This is a genomic window from Natrinema sp. HArc-T2 (assembly GCF_041821085.1).
Classification (GTDB): domain Archaea; phylum Halobacteriota; class Halobacteria; order Halobacteriales; family Natrialbaceae; genus Natrinema.
The window spans coordinates 229278-255170 of the sequence record NZ_JBGUAZ010000003.1 but is presented as its reverse complement, the minus strand read 5'-3'; the positions used below and the strand labels follow the sequence as shown (position 1 = coordinate 255170).

The 25893-nt window shown below is 63.1% G+C and carries 28 protein-coding genes; 13 read left to right on the top strand and 15 right to left on the bottom strand.

Translation table 11 applies throughout. The features are described 5' to 3' along the window. Positions 1 to 59: 59 nt before the first annotated feature. From ACERI1_RS08900 to ACERI1_RS08890, 3 genes are all read right to left on the bottom strand, one after another. Positions 60 to 287, bottom strand: a complete 228-nt coding sequence (locus ACERI1_RS08900) for a hypothetical protein (protein ID WP_373617760.1) — start codon at positions 285 to 287, stop codon at positions 60 to 62. 211 nt (positions 288 to 498) lie between these two features. Continuing rightward, positions 499 to 2916 (bottom strand): polyphosphate kinase 1, encoded by a 2418-nt coding sequence (ppk1, locus tag ACERI1_RS08895; RefSeq protein WP_373617759.1) that lies wholly within the window; start codon positions 2914 to 2916, stop codon positions 499 to 501. 13 nt (positions 2917 to 2929) lie between these two features. Next, on the bottom strand, positions 2930 to 3622 hold the full coding sequence (locus ACERI1_RS08890) for a metallophosphoesterase (protein WP_373617758.1): 693 nt from the start codon (positions 3620 to 3622) through the stop codon (positions 2930 to 2932). A gap of 168 nt (positions 3623 to 3790) precedes the next feature. Here ACERI1_RS08890 and ACERI1_RS08885 point away from each other — a divergent pair, with 168 nt between their 5' ends. Further along, on the top strand, positions 3791 to 4456 hold the full coding sequence (locus ACERI1_RS08885; protein WP_373617757.1) for a 2,5-diamino-6-(ribosylamino)-4(3H)-pyrimidinone 5'-phosphate reductase: 666 nt from the start codon (positions 3791 to 3793) through the stop codon (positions 4454 to 4456). 5 nt (positions 4457 to 4461) lie between these two features. On the opposite strand, the gene ACERI1_RS08880 is transcribed toward ACERI1_RS08885, so the two are convergent. After that, the gene (locus tag ACERI1_RS08880) at positions 4462 to 5232 is read right to left on the bottom strand and encodes an enoyl-CoA hydratase/isomerase family protein (RefSeq protein ID WP_373617756.1); all 771 of its coding nucleotides are present in this window, start codon (positions 5230 to 5232) and stop codon (positions 4462 to 4464) included. 128 nt (positions 5233 to 5360) lie between these two features. Here ACERI1_RS08880 and msrA point away from each other — a divergent pair, with 128 nt between their 5' ends. The 4 genes from msrA (at position 5361) to ACERI1_RS08860 (ending at position 8722) form a co-directional block, all read left to right on the top strand. Continuing rightward, positions 5361 to 5894, top strand: coding sequence for a peptide-methionine (S)-S-oxide reductase MsrA (gene msrA / locus ACERI1_RS08875; RefSeq protein ID WP_373617755.1), 534 nt, complete (start codon positions 5361 to 5363; stop codon positions 5892 to 5894). A gap of 119 nt (positions 5895 to 6013) precedes the next feature. Further along, positions 6014 to 6439, top strand: a complete 426-nt coding sequence (locus ACERI1_RS08870; protein WP_373617754.1) for a CBS domain-containing protein — start codon at positions 6014 to 6016, stop codon at positions 6437 to 6439. Between the two features lie 90 nt (positions 6440 to 6529). Then, positions 6530 to 7753 (top strand): FAD-dependent oxidoreductase, encoded by a 1224-nt coding sequence (locus ACERI1_RS08865; RefSeq protein ID WP_373617753.1) that lies wholly within the window; start codon positions 6530 to 6532, stop codon positions 7751 to 7753. Positions 7754 to 7879: 126 nt separating this feature from the next. Beyond that, positions 7880 to 8722 (top strand): hypothetical protein, encoded by an 843-nt coding sequence (locus ACERI1_RS08860; protein ID WP_373617752.1) that lies wholly within the window; start codon positions 7880 to 7882, stop codon positions 8720 to 8722. A 56-nt stretch (positions 8723 to 8778) separates the two neighbouring features. Here ACERI1_RS08860 and ACERI1_RS08855 read toward each other — a convergent pair whose 3' ends face one another. After that, entirely contained in the window at positions 8779 to 9144 is a 366-nt protein-coding gene (locus ACERI1_RS08855; protein WP_373617751.1) for a helix-turn-helix domain-containing protein, read from the bottom strand. 112 nt (positions 9145 to 9256) lie between these two features. Between ACERI1_RS08855 and ACERI1_RS08850 the strand changes: the two genes are divergently transcribed. Continuing rightward, complete coding sequence (locus ACERI1_RS08850) at positions 9257 to 9952, top strand: cob(I)yrinic acid a,c-diamide adenosyltransferase (RefSeq protein ID WP_373617750.1); 696 nt, start codon at positions 9257 to 9259, stop codon at positions 9950 to 9952. 68 nt (positions 9953 to 10020) lie between these two features. Continuing rightward, entirely contained in the window at positions 10021 to 10299 is a 279-nt protein-coding gene (locus ACERI1_RS08845; protein WP_373617749.1) for an acylphosphatase, read from the top strand. Positions 10300 to 10377: 78 nt separating this feature from the next. On the opposite strand, the gene ACERI1_RS08840 is transcribed toward ACERI1_RS08845, so the two are convergent. Both ACERI1_RS08840 and ACERI1_RS08835 read right to left on the bottom strand, forming a co-directional pair. Beyond that, positions 10378 to 10692, bottom strand: a complete 315-nt coding sequence (locus ACERI1_RS08840) for a DUF3784 domain-containing protein (RefSeq protein WP_373617748.1) — start codon at positions 10690 to 10692, stop codon at positions 10378 to 10380. Positions 10693 to 10834: 142 nt separating this feature from the next. Then, on the bottom strand, positions 10835 to 11734 hold the full coding sequence (locus ACERI1_RS08835; RefSeq protein ID WP_373617747.1) for a DNA-3-methyladenine glycosylase: 900 nt from the start codon (positions 11732 to 11734) through the stop codon (positions 10835 to 10837). 153 nt (positions 11735 to 11887) lie between these two features. On the opposite strand from ACERI1_RS08835, the gene ACERI1_RS08830 reads away from it, so the two are divergent. Continuing rightward, on the top strand, positions 11888 to 12343 hold the full coding sequence (locus ACERI1_RS08830) for a DUF555 domain-containing protein (protein ID WP_373617746.1): 456 nt from the start codon (positions 11888 to 11890) through the stop codon (positions 12341 to 12343). A 292-nt stretch (positions 12344 to 12635) separates the two neighbouring features. Here the strand turns inward: ACERI1_RS08830 and ACERI1_RS08825 are convergent, their stop codons facing one another. From ACERI1_RS08825 to ACERI1_RS08810, 4 genes are all read right to left on the bottom strand, one after another. Then, positions 12636 to 12872 carry a UPF0058 family protein gene (locus ACERI1_RS08825; protein ID WP_373617745.1) on the bottom strand — a complete coding sequence of 79 codons (237 nt, stop codon included), beginning with the start codon at positions 12870 to 12872 and terminating at the stop codon, positions 12636 to 12638. Positions 12873 to 13358: 486 nt separating this feature from the next. Next, positions 13359 to 13538, bottom strand: a complete 180-nt coding sequence (locus ACERI1_RS08820; protein WP_373617743.1) for a hypothetical protein — start codon at positions 13536 to 13538, stop codon at positions 13359 to 13361. 99 nt (positions 13539 to 13637) lie between these two features. Continuing rightward, positions 13638 to 14615: a transcription initiation factor IIB family protein gene (locus tag ACERI1_RS08815; RefSeq protein WP_373617742.1), complete on the bottom strand. Its 978-nt coding sequence runs from the start codon at positions 14613 to 14615 to the stop codon at positions 13638 to 13640. A 291-nt stretch (positions 14616 to 14906) separates the two neighbouring features. Beyond that, the gene (locus tag ACERI1_RS08810; RefSeq protein WP_373617741.1) at positions 14907 to 15194 is read right to left on the bottom strand and encodes a DUF357 domain-containing protein; all 288 of its coding nucleotides are present in this window, start codon (positions 15192 to 15194) and stop codon (positions 14907 to 14909) included. Positions 15195 to 15833: 639 nt separating this feature from the next. On the opposite strand from ACERI1_RS08810, the gene grxC reads away from it, so the two are divergent. Beyond that, entirely contained in the window at positions 15834 to 17150 is a 1317-nt protein-coding gene (gene grxC / locus ACERI1_RS08805) for a glutaredoxin 3 (protein WP_373617740.1), read from the top strand. 190 nt (positions 17151 to 17340) lie between these two features. On the opposite strand, the gene ACERI1_RS08800 is transcribed toward grxC, so the two are convergent. Beyond that, positions 17341 to 17676, bottom strand: coding sequence for a chorismate mutase (locus ACERI1_RS08800; RefSeq protein ID WP_373617738.1), 336 nt, complete (start codon positions 17674 to 17676; stop codon positions 17341 to 17343). After that, positions 17673 to 18545: a shikimate kinase gene (locus ACERI1_RS08795; protein ID WP_373617737.1), complete on the bottom strand. Its 873-nt coding sequence runs from the start codon at positions 18543 to 18545 to the stop codon at positions 17673 to 17675. The genes ACERI1_RS08800 and ACERI1_RS08795 overlap by 4 nt, the downstream gene beginning before the upstream one ends. 135 nt (positions 18546 to 18680) lie before the next feature. Between ACERI1_RS08795 and ACERI1_RS08790 the strand changes: the two genes are divergently transcribed. Further along, complete coding sequence (locus ACERI1_RS08790) at positions 18681 to 19112, top strand: DUF5796 family protein (protein ID WP_373617736.1); 432 nt, start codon at positions 18681 to 18683, stop codon at positions 19110 to 19112. Beyond that, positions 19112 to 19357 (top strand): hypothetical protein, encoded by a 246-nt coding sequence (locus tag ACERI1_RS08785; protein ID WP_373617735.1) that lies wholly within the window; start codon positions 19112 to 19114, stop codon positions 19355 to 19357. Before ACERI1_RS08790 ends, ACERI1_RS08785 begins: the two co-directional genes overlap by 1 nt. Before the next feature lie 24 nt (positions 19358 to 19381). Here the strand turns inward: ACERI1_RS08785 and ACERI1_RS08780 are convergent, their stop codons facing one another. After that, positions 19382 to 19516 carry a hypothetical protein gene (locus ACERI1_RS08780; RefSeq protein WP_008013960.1) on the bottom strand — a complete coding sequence of 45 codons (135 nt, stop codon included), beginning with the start codon at positions 19514 to 19516 and terminating at the stop codon, positions 19382 to 19384. Between the two features lie 140 nt (positions 19517 to 19656). Between ACERI1_RS08780 and ACERI1_RS08775 the strand changes: the two genes are divergently transcribed. Beyond that, the gene (locus tag ACERI1_RS08775) at positions 19657 to 21888 is read left to right on the top strand and encodes an AAA family ATPase (RefSeq protein WP_373617734.1); all 2232 of its coding nucleotides are present in this window, start codon (positions 19657 to 19659) and stop codon (positions 21886 to 21888) included. Positions 21889 to 21957: 69 nt separating this feature from the next. On the opposite strand, the gene ACERI1_RS08770 is transcribed toward ACERI1_RS08775, so the two are convergent. Further along, positions 21958 to 24189 carry a CDC48 family AAA ATPase gene (locus ACERI1_RS08770; RefSeq protein ID WP_373617732.1) on the bottom strand — a complete coding sequence of 744 codons (2232 nt, stop codon included), beginning with the start codon at positions 24187 to 24189 and terminating at the stop codon, positions 21958 to 21960. A gap of 209 nt (positions 24190 to 24398) precedes the next feature. Between ACERI1_RS08770 and larC the strand changes: the two genes are divergently transcribed. Continuing rightward, positions 24399 to 25838, top strand: coding sequence for a nickel pincer cofactor biosynthesis protein LarC (larC, locus tag ACERI1_RS08765; RefSeq protein ID WP_373617731.1), 1440 nt, complete (start codon positions 24399 to 24401; stop codon positions 25836 to 25838). Positions 25839 to 25893 lie beyond the last annotated feature (55 nt).

The following is a 25893-nucleotide window of genomic DNA, read 5'->3' as shown; positions in this document are numbered from 1 at the left end:
CACAACCATAGACCTATATAGACGAGAGTCCCCTGGATTCAGGACGGCGTAGTGTATCGCTAGCGCATCTCATCGAGATCGACAACCATGTCGAGATCCGCCGACAGCCACGTGGTCAACCGCTCGGGTTCGGAACACTCGCGCGGCGCGATCGTACACCGATCGGGTCCGTCCTCGTATCGGACGACGGTCGACTCGAGGGCGTCGGCGTCGTGATCGTACTGTGCAACCGTGGCAAGTCGCTGTCGAGTGGTCCGGTCGTCGTAGCCGCTGGTGGATCCGGTCATGAGTTCGGATGGAGTCGCGTATGTGAACCGACCAACGGCACGTACAAAGCCACTGCTAGTTGTGCTATTGAGGGGTTTGTATCGGTTCCAGCCACTCCATACGACTGTCAGAGACGGCTATCAGCCGTACACGAAGACACAATCTCGAATACAGGACGACAAGACCCAACAGCCGATCGCAAGCGAGACGACTGTGTCCAATCCGGCGTCGCTACCGGGGATCGGTTCGACCGTCACCTCGCACAGCACGCATGAACGTTTCGTGAACGTTCGTGGTCGATCCATCCGTGTCCGAGTTACATCGCTCGTAGCTCCCGTCCGAGCGCATCACCCACCGGTTCTGGTCGTCCGACAGCAGCGTCTCGAGGATCGTCTCGAGCCGCGCTTTGAGCTGTGGATCGTCGATCGGCGTGATCGCCTCGACTCGGTTGTCGAGGTTGCGCGTCATCCAGTCGGCCGAGCCGATGTAGTATCGGTCCTCGCCGCCAGCCCGGAAGTAGAAGATCCGTGAGTGTTCGAGAAAGCGACCGACGATGCTGTAAACGTCGATCGTCTCGCTGATCCCCTCGAGATCGGGCCGAAGCCGGCAGATGTCGCGGACGATGAGATCGATATCGACACCGGCCATCGACGCCTCGTAGAGTTCGCGGACGATGTCGGGATCCTCGAGTCGGTTCATCTTGGCGATGATACGAGCGTCCTCGCCGTTGCGGGCACGGTCGGCTTCAGCCCGGATGAGCTCGACGAAGCGATCGCGCATGTTCCCCGGCGCGATGAGCAGTTTCCGGTAGTCGCGATGCATCGAGTGGCCCGTAAAGTAGTTGAATAGCTTGACGAGGTCCTGCCCAACGTCTCGATCGGCCGTCAACAGCCCGAGATCCTCGTAGTGCTTTGCGGTCTCTGAGTGGTAGTTCCCGGTGCCGACGTGGGAGTACAGTCGCACCCCGTCGGCTTCCTCACGGACGACCAGTGACGTCTTCGTATGGGTCTTGTAGCCGATCGTCCCGTAGGCGACGTGGATCCCTTCTTCCTCGAGTTTCTTTGCCCACTCGAGGTTGTTCTCTTCGTCGAAGCGGGCTTTGAGTTCGACCATGACGGCGACCTGCTTGCCGTTGCGCGCGGCCTCGAGCAAGCTCTCGATGATCTGTGAGTCACTGGCGGTCCGGTAGATCGCTGCCTTGATCGCGAGTACGTCGGGATCGTTAGCTGCAGCCTCGAGGAATCGCTGGACGGTCCCCTCGAAAGAGTGGTAGGGGTGGTGGACGAGCACGTCGTCGTTGCTGATCACGTCGAAGACGGTCATTCCGTCGTCGGCCCGCTTGAGCCGTGAATGGGGCTGTGGTGACCACGAAGGAAGTTTCAGGTCCGGGCGGTCGAGTTCCGTCAGCTCCGCGAAGTCCCGATAGTCGAGCGGGCCGTCGAGTTCGAACACTTCCCGCTCGTCGAGATCGAGTTCGCGGGTCAGGATCTCGCGGACCGCCTCGGGTGCGTCGCGTTCGATCTCGAGCCGGACGGCGGTTGCAAAGCGTCGCTCCTCGATGACCTCTTCGATCATCTCGATCAGGTCCTCGGCGACCTCCTCGTTACGCCGGACCTCCGCGTTGCGCGTGACCCGGAACAGCGCGGTGTCGACGATCTCGACGTCCGGGAAGAGCAACTCGAGGTTCGCCCGGACGATGTCCTCGAGCAGCACGTACCGCGTGTCGTCGCCCAGGTGGACGAATCGAAGCTGGTTGCGTGGAATCTTCACCCGCGAGAAGGTGAGTTCGGCGGTGGGTCGTTCCCGCGTCAGGACCGCCAGCGAGAGACTCTGATTCGAGATAAACGGGAACGGATGTGCCGGATCGAACGTCAGCGGCGTCAGCGTCGGCAGGACTGAACTCTCGAAGTACTCGCGTAGGTGTTGGCGTTCGGCAGTGGTGAGGTCGTCGTAGTCGACGATGTGAATTCCTTCCTCCGCCAGTGCGGGCCGGATCTCCTCGTGATAACACTCGGCTTGGCGCTCGAACAGCGGTCGGGCCTCCTCGAGAGAGTCGACCCACTGCTCGCGGGGCGTGCGTCCGTCGGGTGTCTCCTCGGTGATACCGGCCGCGATCTGCTGTTTCAGGCCGCCGACGCGCTTGCGGAAGAACTCGTCGAGGTTCGTCGTGACGATCGCGAGGAACTTCACACGCTCTAGTAGCGGGTTGTCGTCGTCGAGTACCTCGTGGAGGACGCGCCGCTGAAAGGCGAGTTCGCTGAGTTCGCGGTTCAGATAGTACGCCGGCTCCGAGAGATCGACGGTCTGACTCGCGGTGTCGGACTCCGTGCCGTCGCCTGCGGTCGTCGCGTCGAGCGCTGCTGATTCGACTTCGTCGGCTGCCATCGGGTCGGCGTCGGCAGATCCATCGAGTCCCCCGTCCTCGACTGGATCAAGGCGTGCAGCCGATTCGCTGTCGGCGGGGAGCATCCCGTCTACAGCGTTCCCGTCCGTCGACTGGTCGGATGTACTCGAGTCGCCGTCTTCGGTCGTCTCACCCAGCATCGACCGAAACGCAAACGCATCTCCACCGTCGGCCACCGAGTCATGCCATTGGTCGTCCGATTCCACCCTCTCCTCATCGTTCTCGGTCGTGTTTCCATCGCTCATCTGAGTGTCCACCTCAGCTATCGCCAAGCGCGACGATCTTCGCGGCCGAGCGGTCGACGTGATCGGGGCCGGAGACGCTGTGGAAGCGATCGCGTCGAACGTCGTACGCGGTAAGTTCCCCGCCGTAGACACAGCCGGTATCGAGGCCGACCGACCACTCCTGATCGATCGGCGTGTCGAGGACGGTGTGCCCGAAAAAGACCCGTGGCGGCCCCTCGTAGGTCTCGAACCAGAAGGGACCGTCATAACCGTCGCCGTCCGGCGCTCGCATCGTCAACAGGTCCTCAGTGGCGTGTTCCGATAGCTGTCGGTTCGGATCGACGCCGCCGTGGACGACGAGGCCACCGTCCCACGAGATCGCCGTCGGCAGTGACTCCAGGTACTGCTGGTCGGCCAGATCGAGCGACGGCAGCGACTTCTCCCCGTCGATGAGCTTCTGCTCGTTGTTCCCCTTCACCGACAACAGCCGTGGCGACCGCCTGACGCGATCGAGCACAGCCTTGCTTTCGGGCCCCTTTCGAACCAGATCCCCGACGAACACGGCGAGGTCGTTGCCGTCGAGGTCGAGCGTCTCTAGGAGCTCCTCGAGCGCACCGAGACAGCCGTGAACGTCACCGATGATGTAGACGTCGTCCCGGTTCTCGAGGTCGATATGTCGGTGGTCGAACGATACCGCGTCGTCGAGCGCGAAGTTCCCGGTCGTCACGTGTTTTCTGTTGCAGTGCTCCAGCGAGACCGGATAAGTCGTTTATATGTTCTGTATTGCACACTATGTAGTACCCTATAGCCGGAATGTCTGCGACGACTCTGTTGGATTCGGTTGGCAGGCGCTCGAGACATGGGATTTCTTTACGACCGACACCCCACCACAGGTATGCACGTCGTCGTCAACGCCGCCATGAGTGCGGACGGCAAGCTCTCCTCGCGTCGACGCGAACAGATTGCGATCAGCGGCGCAGCCGATTTCGACCGCGTCGACCGACTCCGGGCGGACGGCGACGCTGTCGTGGTCGGCGTCGGGACTGTCCTCGCAGACGACCCACACCTGACCGTCAAAGACGACACGCTGCGCGACCAGCGCCGCGAGAACGACCGTCCGGCGAACCCCGCACGCGTCGTCGTGGACTCGAGCGGCCGGACCCCAACGGATGCAGCGATCCTCGACGACGCGGCGACGACCTACGTCTGTCTGAGCGAGGCTGCATCCGTCGAGCGCCGCGCAGCCCTCGCCGACTGCGCCGAGTTGGTCACCGCAGGCGAGGAGCGAGTCGATCTCCTCCGTGCGTTCGCGACGCTACAGGAACAGGGCCTCGAGCAAGTCATGGTCGAAGGCGGCGGCGAACTCATCTTCTCGCTGTTCGAGGCTGGACTGGTCGACGAACTCCGGGTGTTCGTCGGCCCGAAAATCATCGGCGGTCGCGACGCCCCAACGCTGGCCGACGGCGAGGGGTTCGTCGCGGACTTTCCATCGCTCGAGCTCGAATCGGTCGACCGACTCGACGACGGCGTGGTCCTGACTTGGCGCGTCGCCGACCGGTAGAAGCGCTATTCGAAATCTGGTTCTCGGTCTTCGACGAATGCCGCCATCCCTTCGCGCTGGTCAGGCGTCCCGAAGAGACTTCCGAAGGCACGTTTCTCGTATGCGAGGCCGCTCTCCTGTGACCCCTCGTGCGTTTGGTTAATCGCCTGTTTGATCGTCTGCATCGCAAAGGATGGCTTCGCGGCGAGTCGCTCGGCTAGTTCGGTGACGACGTCCTCGAGTTCGTCGTCGGCGACGACCTCACCGACGAGCCCCACCTCGGCAGCCGACTCGGCATCGAGCCGTTCACCGAGGAAGAGCATCCGACGCGCGGTCTCGTCGCCGACCAGTCGCGGCAGTCGCTGGGTACCGCCCCAGCCGGGGATGATCCCGAGATCGATCTCGGTGTTGCCGATCAGTGCCGACTCGGCTGCGACTCGCATATCGCAGGCCATCGCCATCTCACAGCCGCCACCGAAGGCATAGCCGTTGATCGCGGCGATCGTCGGCGCGGGGAACGCCTCGAGCGCGTCGGCGACGTCGTGGCCGAGCGCGCCCCACTGTTCGCCCTCTTCCGTAGAGAGGTCCTGCATATACTTGATGTCGGCACCGGCGATGAACGCGTCCCCGGCCCCCGTCAGGACGAGCGCGCGAGCACCCTCCTCGGCGGCTTCCTCGAGCGCTTCACCCATCGCTTCGATCGTCTCGATGTTCAGCGCGTTCAGCGCATCGGGTCGATCGACGGTCAGCGTTGCAACGTCTCCGTCCCACTCGAGTCGGACTGTGTCCCAAGACATACCCCGGCGTTCGACGGCCACCGTCAAATCCTTTCGGACACGGTGACGGTTCGACTGCCCAACGTTCGACCGCGACTGCGATGCCGGCCCCCGTCACATCTTTCCTCGCGCACGCCCTCGTCTCGGGTATGGAACGAGCTACGTTCGGCGGCGGGTGTTTCTGGTGTGTTGAAGCGGCCTTCGAGGAACTCGAGGGCGTCGAATCGGTGATCTCGGGCTATGCCGGCGGTCACACCGAGGATCCAGGTTACCGGGAGGTCTGTTCCGGCCAGACTGGCCACGCAGAGGTCGTCCAACTCGAGTACGACCCCGACGAAATCGCCTACGAGGACTTACTCGAGGTCTTCTTTACGATCCACGACCCGACGACGAAAGACCGCGAGGGGCCGGACGTCGGCTCACAGTACCGGTCGGCGATCTACGCACACAGCGACGCGCAACTCGAGACCGCCGAGGCGTTCGCTGCGGAACTGGAACAGGAAGGAATCTACGACGGGATCGTAACCGAGATCGAGCCGCTGGATACCTTCTACGAGGCCGAGGAGTACCACCAGAACTACTTCGAAAAGAATCCGAACGACGCCTACTGTCGGATGCACGCCGCGCCGAAAGTCGAGAAGGTCCGTGAGAAGTTCGCTGAGAACGCCGTCGTCAACGACTGACTCGGATCAGGACGATCGCGCGGCGTGGCGTGGACCGCTGTGACTCGCGACCCCTGCTGACCTGCGTTCACTCGAAAGGTCCAGCTTGAATACCGGCCTCGTCGTCGATTGGTGCGACCATGTCTGTTGGCAAACTCGGCCCAGAAAACGTCGTAACGATCAGTCCAGACAGCGATCTCGAGGACGCCACCGAGACGCTGGACGAAGAAAACGTCGGCGCACTCGTCGTAACCGAGAACAACGAACCCGTCGGGATGCTCACCGACCGGGATGCCGCGCTCACGATCCACAAGCAAGACGACGTTGGCTCGGCGTCGATCGAGGACATAATGACCGAGGACCCAGCGACACTCCACGAAGACGACGGGTCCCTCGCCATTTCGGAGGCGATCGAAGAGCACAACGTCCGGCGTTTCCCGATCGTCGACGACAACGGCGAACTGGCGGGCATCGCCACGCTAGACGATCTGGTCGCGGTTATCGGCGAGCAACTCGAGAACGTCGCCGAGACGATCGAGACGCAGTCGCCGGACTACAGTCCATAACCAGAGTTCCGTGTGGTCTCTTTTTCGACAGCGACACCGTTTCTCACTGAGCAGTGAAAGGTATCTCCGTCTCGAGTCAAACAAGCACATATGGAGAGTCACCCGGACGTCCTCGTTATCGGCGGCGGCGCGACCGGAACGGGAATCGCCAGAGACCTCGCACTGCGGGGCGTCGACGTCACGCTCGTCGAACGAGACGGACTCGCAGCCGGCACCTCGGGCCGCTCGCACGGCTTGCTCCACAGCGGCGCTCGCTACGCCGAGGCCGACGGCCCGGAGGCCAGGGAGTGTCTCGAGGAAAACCGCATCCTCCGTAGGATCGCCGGAGAGTGTATCCGGGAAACGCGAGGTCTGTTCGTCCAACTCGCCGGCGACGACCCGGCGTACTTCGACGCAAAGCGCGCCGCCTGCGACGACGTGGGAATTCCGACCGACGTGATCGACGGCGCGACCGCTCGCGAGGCAGTCCCGAACCTCACAGCCGACGTCGAACGGGCGATGTGGGTCCCGGACGGCGTCGTCGTTCCGTCCCGTCTGGTTGCCGCCAACGCGGTCGACGCCCGCGAGCACGGCGCTCACATCCATACGCATGCGCCGGTTACGTCGATGACCGTCGACCGCGGGCGAGTGACGAGCGTCACGCTCGGTGGCGACGCAGACGAGACGATCCACCCGCGCTACGTCGTGAACGCGGCTGGCCCTCATGCCGGCCACGTCGCCGCGATGGCGGGAGTTACTGTCGAGATGCGTCCGACCCGTGGTGTCATGATCTCGGTCGAATACGATGGCCTCGAGCCAGTGCTCAATCGCTGTCGCGACCCCGACGACGGCGATATCGTCGTGCCACACGACGGGCAGGTCGTCCTGGGGACGACGAGCGTCCCGGTCGACGATCCGGACGACTACGAGCGGGCCGACTGGGAACTCGAGCGGACGATCGACGAGTGTGCGGCGATGCTCCCGCCGGTCGCCGACGCCGAGCACGTCCGGACGTGGTGGGGCGTGCGACCGCTGTACGAACCCGAGGAAGCCGCCCACGGCGGGCGCGGCATCTCGAGAGGATTTCACTTGCTCGAGCACGCCGACGAGGGCGTCGAGAACTGCTGTAGCATCGTCGGCGGGAAACTGACGACCTACCGGGCGATGGCCGAGGCGACGGCCGATCTGGTCTGTGACCGACTCGGCGTCGACATCGACTGTCGCACGGCGGAGACCGACCTCCCGGGCGCGTCGGACCCCGAGAGGCTCGATGCGTTCGTCGAAGAGTTCGACGGACAGGGACCGACGGAGGCGGACATCGTCGACCCGAACTGAACCGGAATGCCGGAAGCTGGTTGCGGACGGCGTCGCTTCGTCACGCGCTCTCATATTACTCGAGATCTGATCTTCTCTCCGGTCGTGAATTGGCTTTCTTACCCCTGCTGGTGTGCGATGTGGTGCATGAGCGATGACACCGACTCGTCACAGTCGACGATCGATCGACGATCAGTCCTCGTTGCGGGGAGCACCGCGCTGACGGGACTGGGGACACTCGCGGCAGTCCAGACAGCGGTCGCACAGCGCGATCACGAGTGGCCTGCCGGCGGCTCACACGGCGAACACGGGCAATCTGACCGAGAGCGCGAACAGGACAGAGAGCACGCCGACGATCAGGAGTACGATGACCAGCAGACGGTCACCGACGACACCGGAACCATCGAGGTCACGATTCCAGCCGCCTGGAGCGACGTCGACACCACGCCGGCCAGCATCGGCCCCTCGATCTGGGCCGCGCCGGATCTCGACGCGTTCATCTCCAGCTGGGACGTGCCCGGTATCGAGGTATACACGACGACGGAGTTGGGGTCCGACCTCGGAGACGCCCTCGACCAGTATCTCGAGGAACTCGAGGTCGGTGAGCAGTGTGCTGACGGCGGCCAACGGTTGTTCGTGACCGACGAGTACGTGTTCCTGGGCCAGCTCCTGTACCAGTGTGGCGACAGCGACACGCTGTTCCTGGCGATGGCAGGGACGCCAGCGGACGAATCGGAGTTCGACATGCCGGACGGCAACACGACAGCGGACGGAAACGAGACATCGAACGGAAACGCGACACAGGATGGCGGCCTCGGCCCCGTGTTCCCAGGTGGCCCCCAGTCGGAGGTTTCCGAAGACCAAATTCCGTCGGACGCCCCGTACGTGATCCTCTTCGGCGCCCAGATCGTCACGGAACCCGATCTCGAGGCCGCCTTCATCGCTCTCGACTCGCTCGAGGCGCAGTCGCCCGACGACGAAAACACCTGATCGAGGCCATCAGCAGCGCCTCGAGCAAGTGAGAGCTTGCTCGGTGGCCGACGCGTTCACAACGTCCGGCCGGCGTTCGGCCAGCTGCCCAGCAATTGATCGCTCGAGCGGTCGACGTCGATGCGAAACGTCCCCTCGTCGTCGAGACCGATCGTGATTCGATCGAAATCGACTACGTATCGCGACTTGTGATGACGACCCTGCCGAACGCCGACGGTTTCGCTGGCGAGGCCGGCGTCGGTCAGCCGATCGAGTTTCCGGTAGGTCGTCGACAGCGGGAGCTCTGCCGCCGCTGCGATCTCAGGGACGGTTTTCGGTGTCTCGAGAACCGCGATGATCTCTCGGCAGCCGGTATCGTCCAGTGCGGTAACGACACGCTCGAGACAGGCTGTTTCGTCGGGGGCAGAAGCCTCGAGAGTCATTGCTGACGGGTCATTTGCAGCCAGCGCTAAAGACGCGTTTGGTTCGCCGTGTCATCGCTCCAGCAGATCCCGAGTGGCCAACTACATAGCTGCCCGGTTCGATCGACCGGGTATGAGCGACGACCGGACAGCCGACGCTGACGCACCGATCGAGCACACGCCAGGACAGGGACGGACACCAGAAGCCGAGCGGATCGAACCAGCCGCACCAGAGGAATTCGGCCTCGTCCAAGTGTGGTGGGGTGACGGCAAGGGGAAGACGACCGCGACGCTCGGCATGGGCGTGCGCGCCGCCGGCCACGGCTACCGCGTCCACATGCTCCAGTTCATGAAAGGCGGTGCCTCGAGCGTCGACGCGGTCCGTGGCGAGTACAACGCGATCGCCGCCCTTCCCGGGATTAGCTACGAAAACCTCGGCCACTACGGCTGGCACGGGATGGCCGACGGCAGCGACGAGGCCGACCACGAGGCCGAAGCCCAAGCCGGCCTCGAGCGCGCGCACGAATTGCTCGAGGCAGCCGACGAGGCCGCCCTCGAGGAGCCGATCGCCCTCGACGCGGAGCCGGAGGCGGGGATGCACATGCTGATCCTCGATGAGGTGCTCTACGCTGCGGATCGCGGGCTCCTCTCCGAGGACGACGTTCACGGACTCATCGACGCGAAGCCGGACAGTCTCGAACTGGTGCTGTCGGGCAGCCACACCGAGCCCTCGTATCTCGCGGAGCGCGCGGACCTGATCACGAACGTGCGGAAGGTGAAACATCCCATCGACGACGGACAGCGAGCGCGACGCGGCACCGAGTTCTGATCGCCACGGCGTCCCGACCGCGCTCGAATGGACCCAGACTTTTGCTGATCGAAGCCGACGACTCGCGCATGGCAGAACGGACCCGCGCACACGTGTTCGTCTCCGGAACCGTCCAGGGAGTCTACTATCGCGCGAATACTCGCGATACCGCCCGCGAGAAGGGCGTCGACGGCTGGGTGAAAAATCTCGATGACGGGCGCGTCGAGGCAGTTTTCGAAGGCTCCAAAAGGAGGGTCGAGTCGATGATCGAGTGGTGTCACGAGGGCAGCCCCGCAGCCGAGGTCGACGCCGTCGAAGCCGAGTACGAGGAGCCACAGGGCGAGGACGACTTCGAGATCCGCTACTGACAGCGACGATCACACAGGACGAGGGCGGCGCGAACAGTCCTGACACGGACCGACAGCCCTCGATTCCTCATCCTGGCGTTATTCGTCTTTTTCGTAGCGGCGAGCACCACGGATCATGCGGATAGTGAGCAGTCCAACACCGGCGACGAACGCGATCCAGACCGGATCGGCTCTGTCGGGGGCCGTTGCCTCGACGACCGCGACGAGCAAGAGAAGCGCTGCGACGTACAGGACGTTCGTTCCGACGAACGCGGCGAGCCCTTCTTCGTCGGTGACGCGATCCGGATCGTAGCCCGCGATCAACTGCACCATCCCGGCGTACTTGATCAGGACACCCAGGATACCGACGAATCCCGCGGTCGCGAGGAGGGTAACGACCGACGCGGTGGCCATACTGACAATAGACAGTCAATTTGCAAAACGGTTCCGGACGAGCCGATCGGCGATGGCCGGTTATACCGGGCTGCTGTCACTGGGTTTCGGCGCACCCGATGGCGGTCGCGGGCCCGCCGACATTGCCTGACAGGCGTCCGTATCAGTCCCCGGTTCGGAGATGATGGAAGACGTACGTCTGGGTGTAGCCGGCGTATTCACCACCGAGCCGGTCGCGAAGCGCCCGTGAGGTATCGGCGTACGAACCGCGATCGCACTCGGGATAGTACTCCTCGACCGCCGATTTGATCCAGGTGTCGAGCGGGACCGCCTCGTCGAAGCCAAGCGAAAACAACAGGACGCAGTCAGCCACCTTGTCACCGACGCCGACGAACCGCGTCAGGTACTCGCGTGCGTCCTCGTACTCAAGGTCCCGCGCAGCTTCCGGATGAGCCTCTCCGTGTGCAACCATTTCTGCCGTCCGGACGACGTAGGGGGCGCGATAGCCCAGTCCGAGGTCACGGAGTTCGGCCTCGGTCGCAGTCGCGAGCTGTTCGGGTGTCGGGAACGCGTGATAGGTCTCGCCGTCAAAAACGACCGTACTGCCATACTCGCGGGCCAGCGTCGTGACCATCGTGTGAATCCGTCCGACGCGCATCTGGGCCGAGCAAATAAACGAGATGAGACAGCCGAAGGCCGGATCAGCGACGAGTCGCATCCCACGGTGGGCCTCGTAGGCCTCGCGGAGCAGCGGATCGTCCGGCCCAGCTGCGACGATTTCCTCGAGGTCGTCGTCGAGACGTAACAACTGTCGGACGGTTGGCTCGGCGTCGGTCGTCGACTCCCACTCGAGGCGGTCGTCGCGGGCCCGCACACGGATCACGTCGCCGTCTCCCGTGTCGTTCGAGCCGACGACCGTCGTATACCATGCGTCAGGTGCCGGCGTGCCGCCGTACATCTCGCCGTCCGAGCGCCGCCAGAGGTACGACTGGCCGCTCTCGAGCGTTCGGTATAGATCGAACCCACCCGCCAGTTCGTCGATCAGAATCGTCCCCGTTTCCATTCGTCCGAGCCTTCGGCGGTGTGAGCTTTTGCCTTTCGAACCACCATCGATGTGTCAATCGAACGACCACCGTCGATTAGGAGAGGCCGGCTATACGATCGGTGAAGTGGTCTGAGGCGAACCTTCTTACTGTAGGCCATCCAATGTCACGGTATGAATTGCAGGGTCGTCGTTGAAGCTGCCGTGCCGGTCTTCGACGTTGAAACGGAGGACGAGGCGATCCGGATCGCTATCTCGAAGACGGGAGAGATGTTGAACCCTGATCTAAACTACGTCGAGATCAACATGGGCGAGCGCACCTCACCATCCGGAGAGGAGCTCCCACCTGCGTTTATCGCCGCCGACGAAGCGCTCGTCGCACTCGAACTCGAGATGACCGTCTTCAACGTCGAACGTGAGGAACACGCCTCACGGATCGCACGAAAGGAGATCGGCCAACGACTCGAAAACATCCCACTCGAGGTGACGGCGGTCGACGTCATCGAAGAGGAGGAGACGACTGACACGGAGGCGACTGACGAGTCGACGGACACGGAGTCAACCGACGACACCGAGGAGACAGCAGACGACGACGAGATCCTTCCCGAGTTCGAGGACCTCGTCGAATAGCGGTTGTGGTTCTCCCGATCGGCATCACGTCGCTGTTTCTTGGCGTGCTCAGTTCTGAGCAGCTACCGGCGACCCACGACATAGCAGAATACACCGCTAGTAACAACTGAAACGGTTTAACACAGGTCGCACACGCACAAGGGCTGTGCGAGTAGGTGTGCACAGACGTTCATGCGGACTTCTGTCAGTCAGTCTCGGTGCAGCAGACCATCTCAGTGGCTACGATAGAAGATCGGACGACGAGTCTCGCCAGTCACCGGTCTGGCAACGATCGGAGGATACGACGATATTCTCAGTCTGCAGTTGCGGCGACTGCTTCCTGCTCCCCTTCCCGCATATTCTTCGTGATTCCCCCGGCGAGCGCAAAAACAGCAGCTTTGTGATCGGTCTTCGATTTGTGAATGGATGTCGGCCGAATGCCTCGTGATTCGTATTCCTCGAGGTCAATTTGGCAGTCCTCCCACTCTGCACACTGGTTTGATACCTCCGCGAGAAGGCCGTGAAGGTGAATGAGCTCCTGCTTCTTCATAACCATCCACTCCTACCCACTGCAGGGTTATATTATTATCTTGAGTCGCGTTAGCACACTACTTGTGTTCGGAGATTGGTGTGTAACTCATAGAGATGATTCGAATGCTGTTATTACGCGAACGGATCCGGGGGACGATACCACGTTATTATGTAATTTACCGGTGTAATAGCGGCTTTCGTTACGATTTCCGAGACGCTCCGGTGGACGTAACACGGTTCGTACTCGTGTCGGACACGCAGTGAACCGATACCGTCATTGGCCCCGTGATCAAAATACTGTTGACAACTGAATCGCGTTCGACACCGACCACAGGGCCGACGTGCAATCGGGTTACAGGGCCAGCCCGATGGTCGGTACTCAGACGAGTTCCTGTCAGTGGGTTCCGGTTCACCAACAGCGCGGTCGTGGTCCTCCCGAGACATCGACAGCAGACCGCCTCAGTTGTTACCGATCGACGGACTACCAATCGCGGTGTCGACGAGCCTAGCCGAGCTGTTTCAGCGTCTGGAGATCGCGATCCGTCCGCATAAACTCGGCAGTGCGGTGTGAGGCATGACAGTTCGGACAGTGAAACATGTCGGCGGGCGCAGGGAGCTTGTCTGGGGGAACCTGCCAATCCTTCGCACATTCGGGACACAACAGTTGGACGGTCGTTTTATCCATGTCACACTCTTTCACACGAGAGATCAAAAACATTGCCGCAGTTCCACTCGGTCGAAAACACCACCCGCGGAGCAGCCTGCGAGCGACCGTCAAACGGGTTTACGCAGGTGCAGCCGTATCAGAGGCCTCGAGCAGCTCCTTGTACCGGTTGCGGATCGTAACTTCGGAGATGCTTGCGACCTCGCTCACCTCGTTCTGGGTGACCTTCTCGTTGGTCAGCAAGGCGGCAGCGTAGACCGACGCGGCCGCGAGGCCGACCGGCGATTTACCGCTGTGGACACCCTCCTGGCGGGCCGACTCGAGCAGTTCGCGGGCCATCCGCTCGGTTTCGTCGGAGAGATCGAGATCGCTGACGAACCGCGGGACGTAGTGTTCGGGGTCGGCGGGTTTGACCTCGAGACCGAGTTCCCGGATGATGTAGCGGTAGGTGCGGGTGAGCTCCATCTTCTCGACGCGGGAGACAGCCGAGATCTCATCGAGGCTGCGCGGCGTGCCGGCCTGGCGGGCCGCGGCGTACAGCGACGAGGTCGCGACGCCTTCGATCGATCGGCCTGGAAGCAGGTCCTCCTCGAGTGCGCGTCGGTAGATGACACTCGCCGTCTCGCGGACGTTCTCGGGGAGGCCGAGTGCGGATGCCATCCGGTCGATCTCGCCGAGGGCCTGTTTGAGGTTGCGCTCCTTGGAGTCACGCGTGCGGAAGCGCTCGTTCCAGGTGCGAAGCCGTTGCATCTTCTGGCGCTGGCGGCTCGAGAGCGCCCGACCGTAGGCGTCTTTGTCCTGCCAGCCGATGTTGGTCGAGAGCCCCTGGTCGTGCATCATGTTCGTCGTGGGCGCGCCGACGCGGGACTTCTCGTCTTTCTCGGCGGCGTCGAACGCACGCCATTCGGGGCCACGGTCGATCTCGTCTTCCTCGACGACGAGTCCACACTCGGTACAGACCGTCTCGGCGTGTTCGTCGTCCGAGACGAGTCGGCCGCCACACTCTGGACAGCGTTCCTGCTCGTCGGATACCGACGTGGTTTCTTCGTCCTCGGTCTCTTGCTCGCTCGTATAGGTTCGAATGTTCGTATCAGTCATTGTGTATCGGGTGGGTTACTCGGGGCTCCCGGGTGGGGTAACCAGAAGAAACCCGGTCGCCTCAGCTAACACAGAGTAATGCCGTAAAGCATATAAAGCTTTCGCCTACTTTATAAACTAAACGGATTTGTTGGTATATATGTTCCGGTTACATAGTGATTAATCATCAGAGATACCAGGGCCGACAGTCATGTCTGTTCTCCACCAGATACCCAACAAAACCGGCTCGGCCCTTGCTCTCACCTGCAAGCTGTCGACGAGAGTCCGCGACGTACGTGCGCCGCTAACGTCTTATTCGACCGTGAAGAGGTGTCCCTCCCGTGGGACATCGAACAGCCCGACGCGAGCACCGGCATCGAGCCACGCGTGGCCGTAGGAAAACGACGCTAGCGCATTGACGAGATCGTCCTGTTCTCGGAAGTGATTTCCGTCCTCGAGATACGAGGCCGCCATCTCGTAACAGTCAGCAGCCGCGTCCGCCATCGGCGTCCCCTCCGGCGGTGCGATCGTCGCCGCGTCGAGCGCCTCTGTAAGTAACTCGCCATACCGGTCCGTCTTCTCCTCGAGATCGGCAGCCATAGTCGGTGGTCGTCGTTTGGGCCCGTAAGTGCGTCGTGTCGACGCGAGTATGCGACGTCACCTCGGACGACGTTCGAGTTGTACGACCGTTCATGGCCTCTGAGGTCCTCGAGAAACGCCATTACGGGAAATCAAGGAGAAAGCCCCGTGCTTTAGCGCGGAGATGAATCCGACAACAGGGCCACAAACCACGAACGATTAAGTAGGCCGACAGTATATCGTAGTGTAAGCACATCAGGCGAAAATTGGAGTTGGATTGGGGTCTCCGTCAACAAAAAGCAACCCTGCGTCGGATGTTCTACTCAACCACCATGGGTGAGTCGGGTCGATGGCACGGCCTGTGAGGTGCAAGCGGATACCCAAGCACACCACGCCACTTCGGTGGCCCGACGCACTACTCACAAACCACAGCCGAGACCCCGATGGTCTCGGTCAGGGTGCCTTCGGGGGCACACGAACGGCGTGCTGTCCCACGAAGGAATCCTCGCGCTTCAGCGCGGGGAGGATGTCAAATCGGCCACGGTTTTCCCACCGGCGACAGAACGACGCTAGCTGACAGCACGGTAGTACCGTCACAGCAAGGGGGTGTCGTTGCTGCGAGCACAAGCGGTTTAGGCTCTCTGGCCCAACACCTGCAATATGACCGATCAGCCACGCGTCGAGATCTATACTAAAGGCAGCTGTACACACTGCGAGCGAGCCAAGGATCTCTTCGAGAGCAAGGGCGTCGACTACGAGGCGTACGACGTCTCCGACGACGAGGAGCGCTTCGACGAGATGGTCGAGCGCGCAAACGACCGTAAGACCGCACCCCAAGTATTCATCGACGACGAACACGTCGGTGGCTGGGACGACACACACGAACTTGACGAGACCGGCGAACTCGACGAATTGCTCGGGATTTCCAACGACGAAATCGTCGAACACCGCCCACTGATCATCGCTGGGACCGGCATCGCTGGCCTGACCGCGGCGATCTACGCCGGGCGTGCGAACAACGAGCCGCTGGTCATCGAGGGCGACGAACCCGGCGGCCAGCTGACGCTGACCACCGACGTCGCCAACTACCCCGGCTTCCCCGAGGGCATCGGCGGCCCCGAGCTCGTCAACCGGATGAAAGAGCAGGCCACGCAGTTCGGTGCCGACCTCAAAAACGGGATCATCGAATCAGTTGACGACTCGAGCCGACCCTTCCGCGTCGAACTCAGAACCGGCGACGTCTACACCGCTGATGCAGTCATCGCCGCCTCCGGTGCGAGCGCTCGGACGCTCGGGGTTCCCGGCGAAGACGAACTCATGGGCTACGGTCTCTCGACGTGTGCGACCTGTGACGGCGCGTTCTTCCGCGATGAGGACATGCTCGTCGTCGGCGGTGGCGACGCCGCCATGGAGGAAGCGACCTTCCTCACGAAGTTCGCCGACACCGTCTACATCGCCCACCGCCGCGAGGAGTTCCGCGCGGAGGACTACTGGGTCGACCGCGTCCACGAAAAGGTCGAAGAAGGCGAGATCGAGCTCTTGAAAAACACCGAACTGATCGAGATCCACGGCACCCAAGAAGACGGCGTCGACCACGTTACCCTCGTCGAAAACGACGCCGGCCACCCCACCGACCGCCTCGAGGACCCCGAAACCGAGGAGTTCGACTTCGACGTCGGCGCGGTCTTCTACGCGATCGGTCACACCCCCAACACCGACTACCTCGAGAACACCGGCGTCCAACTGGACGACGAGGGCTACCTCGAGACCACCGGCGGCGACGGCGGCGGTCAGACCGAAACCGACGTCGCCGGCCTCTTCGGTGCCGGCGACGTCGTCGACTTCCACTACCAGCAGGCCGTCACTGCCGCTGGCATGGGCTCGAAAGCCGCATTGGATGCCGACGAGTATCTCGAGGAGCTGGAGCGTGCCGGCTCGAGCGCCGAGGAAGCCAAAGCGGCTGCGGCTGACGACTGAGGGATTTCGGCGGTCGGTGTCCCCATTCTACAGAGGAAATAGGCTGCCCCCCGGAGTTTGAGCCTTTCCAGATTTATATGGTATTACTATTAACAGTACCCTTTTAATTACTAATTATAAGCCTCAGGATGGGGTTCAAAGGCTTGTCAGCGGTGTGTCTTACTACGATTCAAATCTGATAGAGTAAGGCTTAGCGTGATTCTCGCTGCTCGACCTTGTTCAACTCGATCAGCAACCGGAAAATCGCCTTGACGAGATTCGCGTCGACGTCGAACTGTTCGGCGTTGTCTCCTGCGCGTTCCATGACCTGCTGTTCCTGCGTTTCGTCGGTCGTCGGCAACCCCTGTTCGTCCTTGACCGCGGCGATCGTGTCCGCGACGTAGGTTCGCTGGGCGATCAGTTCGACGATCTCCTGGTCGATCGTCCGGATCTCCTCGCGCAGTTCGTCGAGGCTCATCTCCTCAGGTGTCAGTGTTTCCTCGTCGATTCCACCGTCCGTCGCCGTGTCTGTTGGCTCTCGAGTCATCGTGTTCGTGTTCCGTCGGTTCGCGTCTGCAGTAATCGTGTCGTTCCGTCGCGGTCGTCCCATCGCTCTCGCACGGCCTCGAGCGAGTCCCGATCGCCGACGGCGACGTAGCTGGGGCCGGTGCCGGACAGCGAGACGCCGTCAACGTCGGGCATGGCGTCGATCATCGGACCCGTGGAGAACTCGAGGGCAGCCGAGAAGGCAAACCCGTTGACGGTCATGGCCTCGCCGTAGCGACCGTCGAGTGCGAGTTCTTCGACGAGTTCGGCCATGGGAGCAATGCGCTTACAGGCCGAGACGTCGGCGTCGGCGCTGTAGGCCTGTTCCGGTGGCGTATAGACCAGCGCGTGCCAGTCGACTTCCTCGCGGGCGAGCAGCGCGTCGCTTGTGTTGTCGGTGACGGTCACGCCGCCGAGCATGCTCGCGCTGGCGTCGTCGAACGCGCCCGTCGCGGTCACGCCGGCGTCGCGGGCCGCTCGAACTCCGAGCCGACAGGCCTCGATCCGGTCGACCGCGTCTGCGACTTCGAGGGCGTCGAGGGTCGCGAGAACCGTCGCGTTGGCTGCGGCGCTGGAACTTTTGAGGCCGGCTGCCATCGGCACCTCGCTTTCGGTGCGGACGCGCGCGCCCACATCCGATTCGTCGAGTCCCGCCGCGTCGGCGTACTCCGCGATCGTCAGTTCGGCACAGCACTCGATAAGCCCCGTGTCGGCGTCGGGCTGACCGGCGATCTCGCCGACGATTTCGCCGTCATCAGTGAGATCGACGGTCGCCGTCGTCTCGAGGTCGATCGCGAACGCCGAGCCGGTCCCGGTCGCGAGCGCGTTGAGTACCGTCCCGGCAGCGGGGGCGACAGCACGGCCATCCATACCCGGACACTCTCAGACCGAATACTTACGGCTGACGATCCTCGTGATACGTCGACACGGAGGGCGTCGGTTCTCGACACGCTCGATGGCCCTCAGAACGCACGCCTTTTGCCCGATCCAATCGAACGTGTGGTCATGAGCGCGCGAAACGACGTCGCCCCCAGCACGATCGGCGTCGATCTCGTCGACGGCGGTATCGTCGTCCAGTATCTCGATGGCCGCGAGGTGTTCTACCACGGACCGCCCAAACCAGTCGAGGGCCCGCTGACGACCCCGCCGGGCAAGGAGGTACACGTCCTCGTCACTGACCCCGACGGCGTCGAGGGTGTCATGACCTACGTCAACGATCGGAACACCCACGACGACATCCTCGAGTCGACCGGCGTCGGCCGCGTGATGCTCGACCGCGACGACGAGGAGGAACTGTTCCCGGGCGTACGCGTCGCGACGGAGGCCTACTCGGTCCGCGTCGATGCCGACCTCTCGGCCGTCGACGGGCGCGTCTTCGTCTTTGCCGAAGACGAGATGAGCGAACACGCCTACGAACTCGTCGAGAACACCGACTGATGCCCTTACAGAAACCCTGGCGTGACCTTACCCGCGAGACGGTCGCCGCTTCCCCGGATCGGCCCGGCGTCTACGAACTGGGCGACGCGTCGGGAACGGTGCTAGCGATCGACCACGGCGTCCTCCGGGACGAACTCAAGTCTGCGCTCGCCTACGGCGATGGCGAACGCGTCCGGTGGACGGATACCCACACGATGGAGCAGGCACGCGAGCTCGCGGCCGAGCATCGCGACCGCCTCGAGTAACCGATTTCGGATCTAGCGGCTGTCCTACTGAATGTAGGATGGGTCGCTGTCGTCACACATCCGTTCGTGGTCCGTTGCATCCGACTGCTCGTCGAAAAGGAGCCCGCAGGTCTCACACTCGTACCAGGTCGTGTCGTCGCGTTCTGTCTGGACGACCATACGTTCTCATGGGAGACGAACAACAAAAGGCGTTTTTTCAGTTGTCTTGACCGAATGGGCCTCGAGAATCCCGTGTCTGGTGGCGTCTCACGACGCCCGCGGGGACAATTCTCAAGGTGGCTGGCCCGAAAGGAACGACTATGAGTTCGTCGGAGGGAGACGGCGTGACGCTGTCGGTACGCGCCGCCGAGAAGGGGGACGCAGGCCGAGGTGTCGCACGGATTCCCGAACCGGTGCGGCGACAGCTCGGTATCCTGAGCGGCGACGCCGTCGTCATCGACGGCGAGTCAACGACGGTTGCCAAGATGTGGCCCGCAGACCCGTCCGTTCCGGACGACGCCGTCCAGATAGATGGGGATACCAGAGCCAACGCCGGCGTTCACGTCGGTGACACCGTCACCGTCCGAGCGAAGGACAAATCGACGATCACCGACGCCGACCGCGTCACGCTGATCGCGCCGCCGGGACTCGCCGAGAATCAGCAGCGAGCCGCTGAAACCGGTGCAGCGGAAAAACTCCGCAACCGACCGGTTCGTGCCGGCGAGCAGGTCCGAATCGAGGGTATCGATCAACAGCCGTTCAAGGTAACTGACACCGATCCGGACGGCGACGTGCGGATCACGCGGGAGACGACGGTCCGGATCGTCGGTACCGACTCGAGCGCGCCCACTACTGACTCGGGGGAGCGTGAATCGGGGACTGCCAGCCGTCGCCCCGACGCGAGCGACGCGACGGGATCGGAGACAGCGACTGCACCCGACGCCGGCACCGATGAGCAGCCTACGAGTTCCGGCGTTACCTACGAGGACATCGGCGGCTTAGACGAGGAACTCGAGTTAGTCCGCGAGGTGATCGAGCTCCCGCTGTCGGAGCCCGAACTGTTCAGACGACTCGGCGTCGAGCCGCCCTCGGGCGTCTTGCTGCACGGCCCGCCGGGCACGGGCAAGACGTTGATCGCCCGCGCGGTGGCCAACGAGGTCGACGCCCGCTTCGAGACGATCTCGGGCCCGGAGATCATGTCGAAGTACAAAGGCGAGTCGGAAGAACAGCTCCGGCGAACCTTCGAGCGTGCCCGCGAGGAGGCACCGACGATCATCTTTTTCGACGAGATCGACTCGATCGCCGGCACGCGCGACGACGAGAGCGACGCCGAAAACCGCATCGTCGGCCAGTTGCTGACGCTGATGGACGGGCTCGACGCTCGCGGCGAAGTCATCGTTATCGGCGCGACCAACCGCGTCGACGCCATCGACCCCGCGCTCCGGCGTGGCGGGCGCTTCGACCGCGAGATCGGGATCGGCGTCCCCGACGAGACGGGCCGTCGAGAAATCCTCGAGGTTCACACCCGCGGGATGCCACTCGCCAAGGAGGTCGACATCGACGCGATCGCACGCCGGACCCACGGCTTCGTCGGCGCCGATCTCGACGCCGTCGCGAGCGAGGCCGCGATGGCCGCCATCCGCGATCGACCGGCAGCCGACGACGAGCGCCGCGAGTGGAATCGGAACCCGACAGTCCAGAAAGCCCACTTCGACGCGGCGCTGGCCTCTGTCGAACCCTCGGCAATGCGCGAGTACGTCGCCGAATCGCCGACGACGGACTTTTCGGACGTCGGCGGGCTCGAGGACGCAAAGCGGACCCTTCGAGAATCCGTCGAGTGGCCGCTGACCTACGACCGCCTCTTCGAGGAGACAAACACCGACCCGCCCTCTGGCGTCTTACTGCATGGCCCACCGGGCACTGGGAAGACGCTGCTCGCGCGCGCGTTAGCAGGTGAAACCGACGTCAACTTCGTCCGTGTCGACGGCCCCGAGATCATCGACCGCTACGTCGGCGAGAGCGAGAAGGCGATCCGCAAGGTGTTCGAGCGCGCCCGCCAAGCGGCCCCGTCGATCGTCTTCTTCGACGAGATCGACGCGATCACGGCTGCTCGCGGCGAGGGCCACGAAGTCACCGAGCGCGTCGTCTCACAATTGCTGACCGAACTCGACGGCATGCGTGAAAACCCGAATCTCGTCGTGCTGGCCGCGACTAATCGTAAAGACCAGATCGATCCGGCGCTGCTCCGGCCCGGACGGCTCGACACACATGTCTTCGTCGGCGAACCCGACCTGGAAGCGCGCGAGCAGATCCTTACCGTCCACACTCGTGGCAAACCCCTCGCCGACGACGTCGATATCGCGGCCCTCGCAGGCGATCTCGAGGGCTATACCGGCGCCGACCTCGAGGCACTGGTCAGAGACGCTTCGATGCGCGCGATCCGCGAGGTCGCAAGCGAGCACGATCCAGCGACAGCAAACGAGAAGGCATCGACGGTCCGCATCGAGCGCCGTCACTTCGATGCTGCTCGGGAGTCGACCGAGCGCCAGTAGGAACGCAACGCCAACGCCGTCATCGCAGTCGGGCGCGAAAACAGAAATTGCAGGCCGAAAGAACGGCGGTTACTGGAAGCCGATTCGGCTGCCGCGACGACCAGTTGGGTCGGGGCCGCCGGTCGTGCCGCCGCGGAACTCTTCTTCGATCTGCTCGTAGTACTCGAGAATCTCGTCGGTGATCGTCGGCCGGACGTTCTCCATGGCCTGCCGGAAGTGGCGCATCTCGACGATGTCGGCCTCCTCGTCCTCACGCAGGGCCTCGATGGCCGCTTCGCGGGCGATCGACTCGAGGTCGCTGCCGACGTAGCCGTCCGTGATCTCGGCGATCTCGCGCAGCGTGACGTCGGCGGCCAGCGGCGTGTCCTCGGTGTGGATTTCGAGGATGCGCTCACGGCCGTCGACGTCGGGTTGACCGATCATGACCAGCCGATCGAACCGCCCCGAGCGCAGCAGTGCGGGGTCGATCATGTCCGGCCGGTTGGTCGCGCCGATAACCATGACGTTGCCCATCTCCTCGAGTCCGTCGAGTTCGGTCAGCAGCTGGTTGACGACGCGCTCGGAGACGTTCGAGCCGGTCTCACCGCCCCGACCTGGAGCGAGCGCGTCCAGCTCGTCGAAGAAGATGACCGTCGGCGAGACCTGTCGGGCCTTGCGGAAGGTCTGGCGGATGGCCTTCTCCGATTCGCCGACCCACTTGCTGAGCAGTTGCGGGCCACGCACCGAGATGAAGTTCGCGTTGGTCTCGTTGGCGACTGCCTTGGCCATTAGCGTCTTGCCAGTCCCCGGCGGGCCGTAGAGCAAGACGCCGGCCGGCGGATCGACGCCCAGCCGGTCGAACCGCTCGGGCGTCGAGAGCGGCCACTCGACGGACTCTTTGACCTGATCTTTGGCGTCGTGGAGGCCACCCACGTCGTCCCAGGAGATCTTCGGGAGTTCGACCAGCACTTCCCGCATCGCCGAGGGTTCGACCTCGTTCAACGCGCCGCGGAAGTCCTCGCGTTTGACGATCATCCGGTCGATCAGGCTCGGCGGGATGTCCTCCTCGTCGAGATCGATCTCCGGTAAGTAGCGCCGCAGTGCTTTCATCGCGGCTTCCTTGGTCAGGCTCTCGATGTCGGCTCCGACGAAGCCGTGGGTCTCGTCGGCCAGATGCCCGAGGCTGACGTCATCCGACAGCGGCATGCCGCGGGTGTGGATCTGGAGGATCTCCTCACGGCCCGTCTCGTCGGGGACGCCGATCTCGATCTCGCGGTCGAAGCGACCCGGCCGGCGCAGGGCAGGGTCGACGCTGTCGACGCGGTTGGTCGCCGCGATGACGATCACCTGGCCGCGTGACTCGAGGCCGTCCATCATCGTCAGCAGCTGGGCGACGACGCGGCGTTCGACCTCACCGGTGACATCTTCGCGCTTGGGCGCGATGGAGTCGAGTTCGTCGATGAAGATGATCGAGGGCGACTCCTCGGTCGCGTCCTCGAAGATTTCGCGTAACTGCTGTTCGGACTCGCCGTAGTATTTCGAGATGATCTCCGGCCCGGCGATAGAGAAGAAACTGGCGGAGGTCTCGTTGGCGACGGCTTTCGCGAGCAGGGTCTTCCCGGTCCCCGGCGGGCCATGCAGAAGGACACCCTGTGGCGGCTCGATGCCGAGCTTCTTGAAGATCTGCGGGTGTTTCATCGGGAGTTCGACCATCTCCCGGACCCGCTGGATCTCGTTTTGCAGGCCACCGATGTCCTCGTAGGTGATCCCGCCGCCGGTCTTCTCGAAGCCCGAAATGGGTTCCTCGCGGAGTTCGACGTCGGTGTCCTCGGTGATGAGGACGACGCCCTCGGGTTCGGTTTCGACGGCGATCAGCGGGATCGCCTGCCCCGGCGAGCGCATGAACGGGTGGTTCGTCGAGCTCATGACGGGGACGATGTCGCGACCGACGACCGGTCGCTTGAGGATCTGGCGTTTGACCATGCCGGCGGCGTCGGAGCCGAACTGGACCGACGCCTCCTCCGGTGGGGCCAAGGTCAGCTTGTCGGCTTTCGTTGCCTCGGCTTTGCGGATCGTCACGCGCTCGCCGATACCGACGTCTGCGTTCTGGCGGGTGAACCCGTCGATACGGACGGTATCGGTGTTCCAGTCCTGCCGGTCTGCACGCCAGACCTTTGCGGCGGTGGTGTCTGCACCTTCGATTTCGATGATGTCGCCCGGACTGAGCTTCAAATGTAACAGCGTGTCCGGGTCGAGTCGGGCGATACCACGACCCGAATCGTTCGGGTACGCCTTCGCGACCTCGAGTTGGACTTCGTTCATGGTTTAGGGATGGACGGCGATGTTAATGTCTCCGACACGTGATCGGATAGGTTTTGTGTTACCCCACATCTATGTGCTAGTCTGTACCATAGATACTTGGGACCGGACGCTACAAAGATGTACCGGCCTCGGTGGGTTTTGGCCCTACCGACAGCGTGCCGACCGGCCGGAGAGATGGCTTTTTCTCGCTTCCCATCCGGAGTATGAACATGCGCGTTCTCGCTTTCGATGGCCGGATGGGTGCGAGCGGTGATATGATCCTCGCCGCCCTCCTCGACGCCGGTGCCGATCCTGCTGTCTTGGAGTCCGTGACTGACGCCCTCGAGGTCGAATATGAGATCGACACCGTCGACAAAAGCGGCATCGCCGCGACGTCGGTCGACGTGCTCCTGGCGGACGACGACCTACACGACGGCCACGACCACGAGGAAGCGGACCACGACCACGAGGAAGCGGACCACGACCACGAGGAAGCGGACCACGACCACGAGGAAGCGGACCACGACCACGAGGAAGCGGACCACGACCACGCTCATGGTGACTCGAGTCACGATCACGGCGACGACGATAGCCATGAGCACGACCACGGCCACAGTCACGATCACAGCCACGACCACGACCACAGCCACGACGGCGTCCACGCCGAAGGACACGGCCCCCACCGCAGCTATCGCGAGGTCTGCGAGATCGTCACCGAGATGGACCTCGAGCCGGCGATCGAACGCGACGCGCTCGCGATCTTCGAACTCCTCGGCGAAGCCGAGGCGGGCGTCCATGGCGAGGATCTCGAGTCGATTCACTTCCACGAGGTCGGCGCCGACGACGCGATCGCGGATGTCGTCGGGGCCGCGGCGCTGGTCCACGATCTCGAGCCCGATCGAATCGTTACCACGCCGATTTCGACCGGCGACGGCACGGTGTCGATGAGCCACGGCGAGTATCCCATTCCCGCGCCGGCGGTCGTCGAAATCGCCGAGCGTTCCGACTGGTCGCTCCGCGGTGGCCCGGTCGACGCCGAACTGCTGACGCCGACCGGTGCAGCGATTCTGGGCCACATTGCCGACGGTATCGAAACGCTGCCGACGCTCTCGCTCGAGGAATCCGGCTACGGCGCGGGTGGCTATGACCTCGATCCACACCCGAACGTGCTTCGAGTGCTGGTCGGCACGGGCGAGGACCGCGGCGGGCTCGTCAAAGACGATATCGCGGTTCTCGAGACCAACCTCGACGACGCGACGCCCGAAGTGCTGGGCGGCCTCCAGGAGACGCTCGCAGACGCGGGCGCGCGAGACGTGTCGATCATGCCTGCGACCATGAAGAAGTCTCGCCCCGGCCACCTCGTGAAGGTCATCTGCAAACCCGAAGACCGAAAGCGGGTTGCTCGAGCGCTGGCCGAGGAGACCGGGACATTGGGTGTGCGTGATGCAGGGGCGACCCACCGATGGATCGCGAATCGGGAGTTCGAGACGGTGACGCTCGAGCTCGACGGCAACGAGTACGACGTGACCGTGAAAATCGCGAGTGATTCGGCAGGAGAGATGTACGACGTGAGTGCGGAGTACGACGACGCGAAGGAGGTGGCTCGAGAGAGCGGTCTGACAGTTCGCGAGGTGATCCGGCAGGCTGAAACGGCTATTTATCGCGGATGAGGAAGTAACTAAGCTGTATTACTACTACCGCGTTTAATTTGAGAAGGGGAAGAGA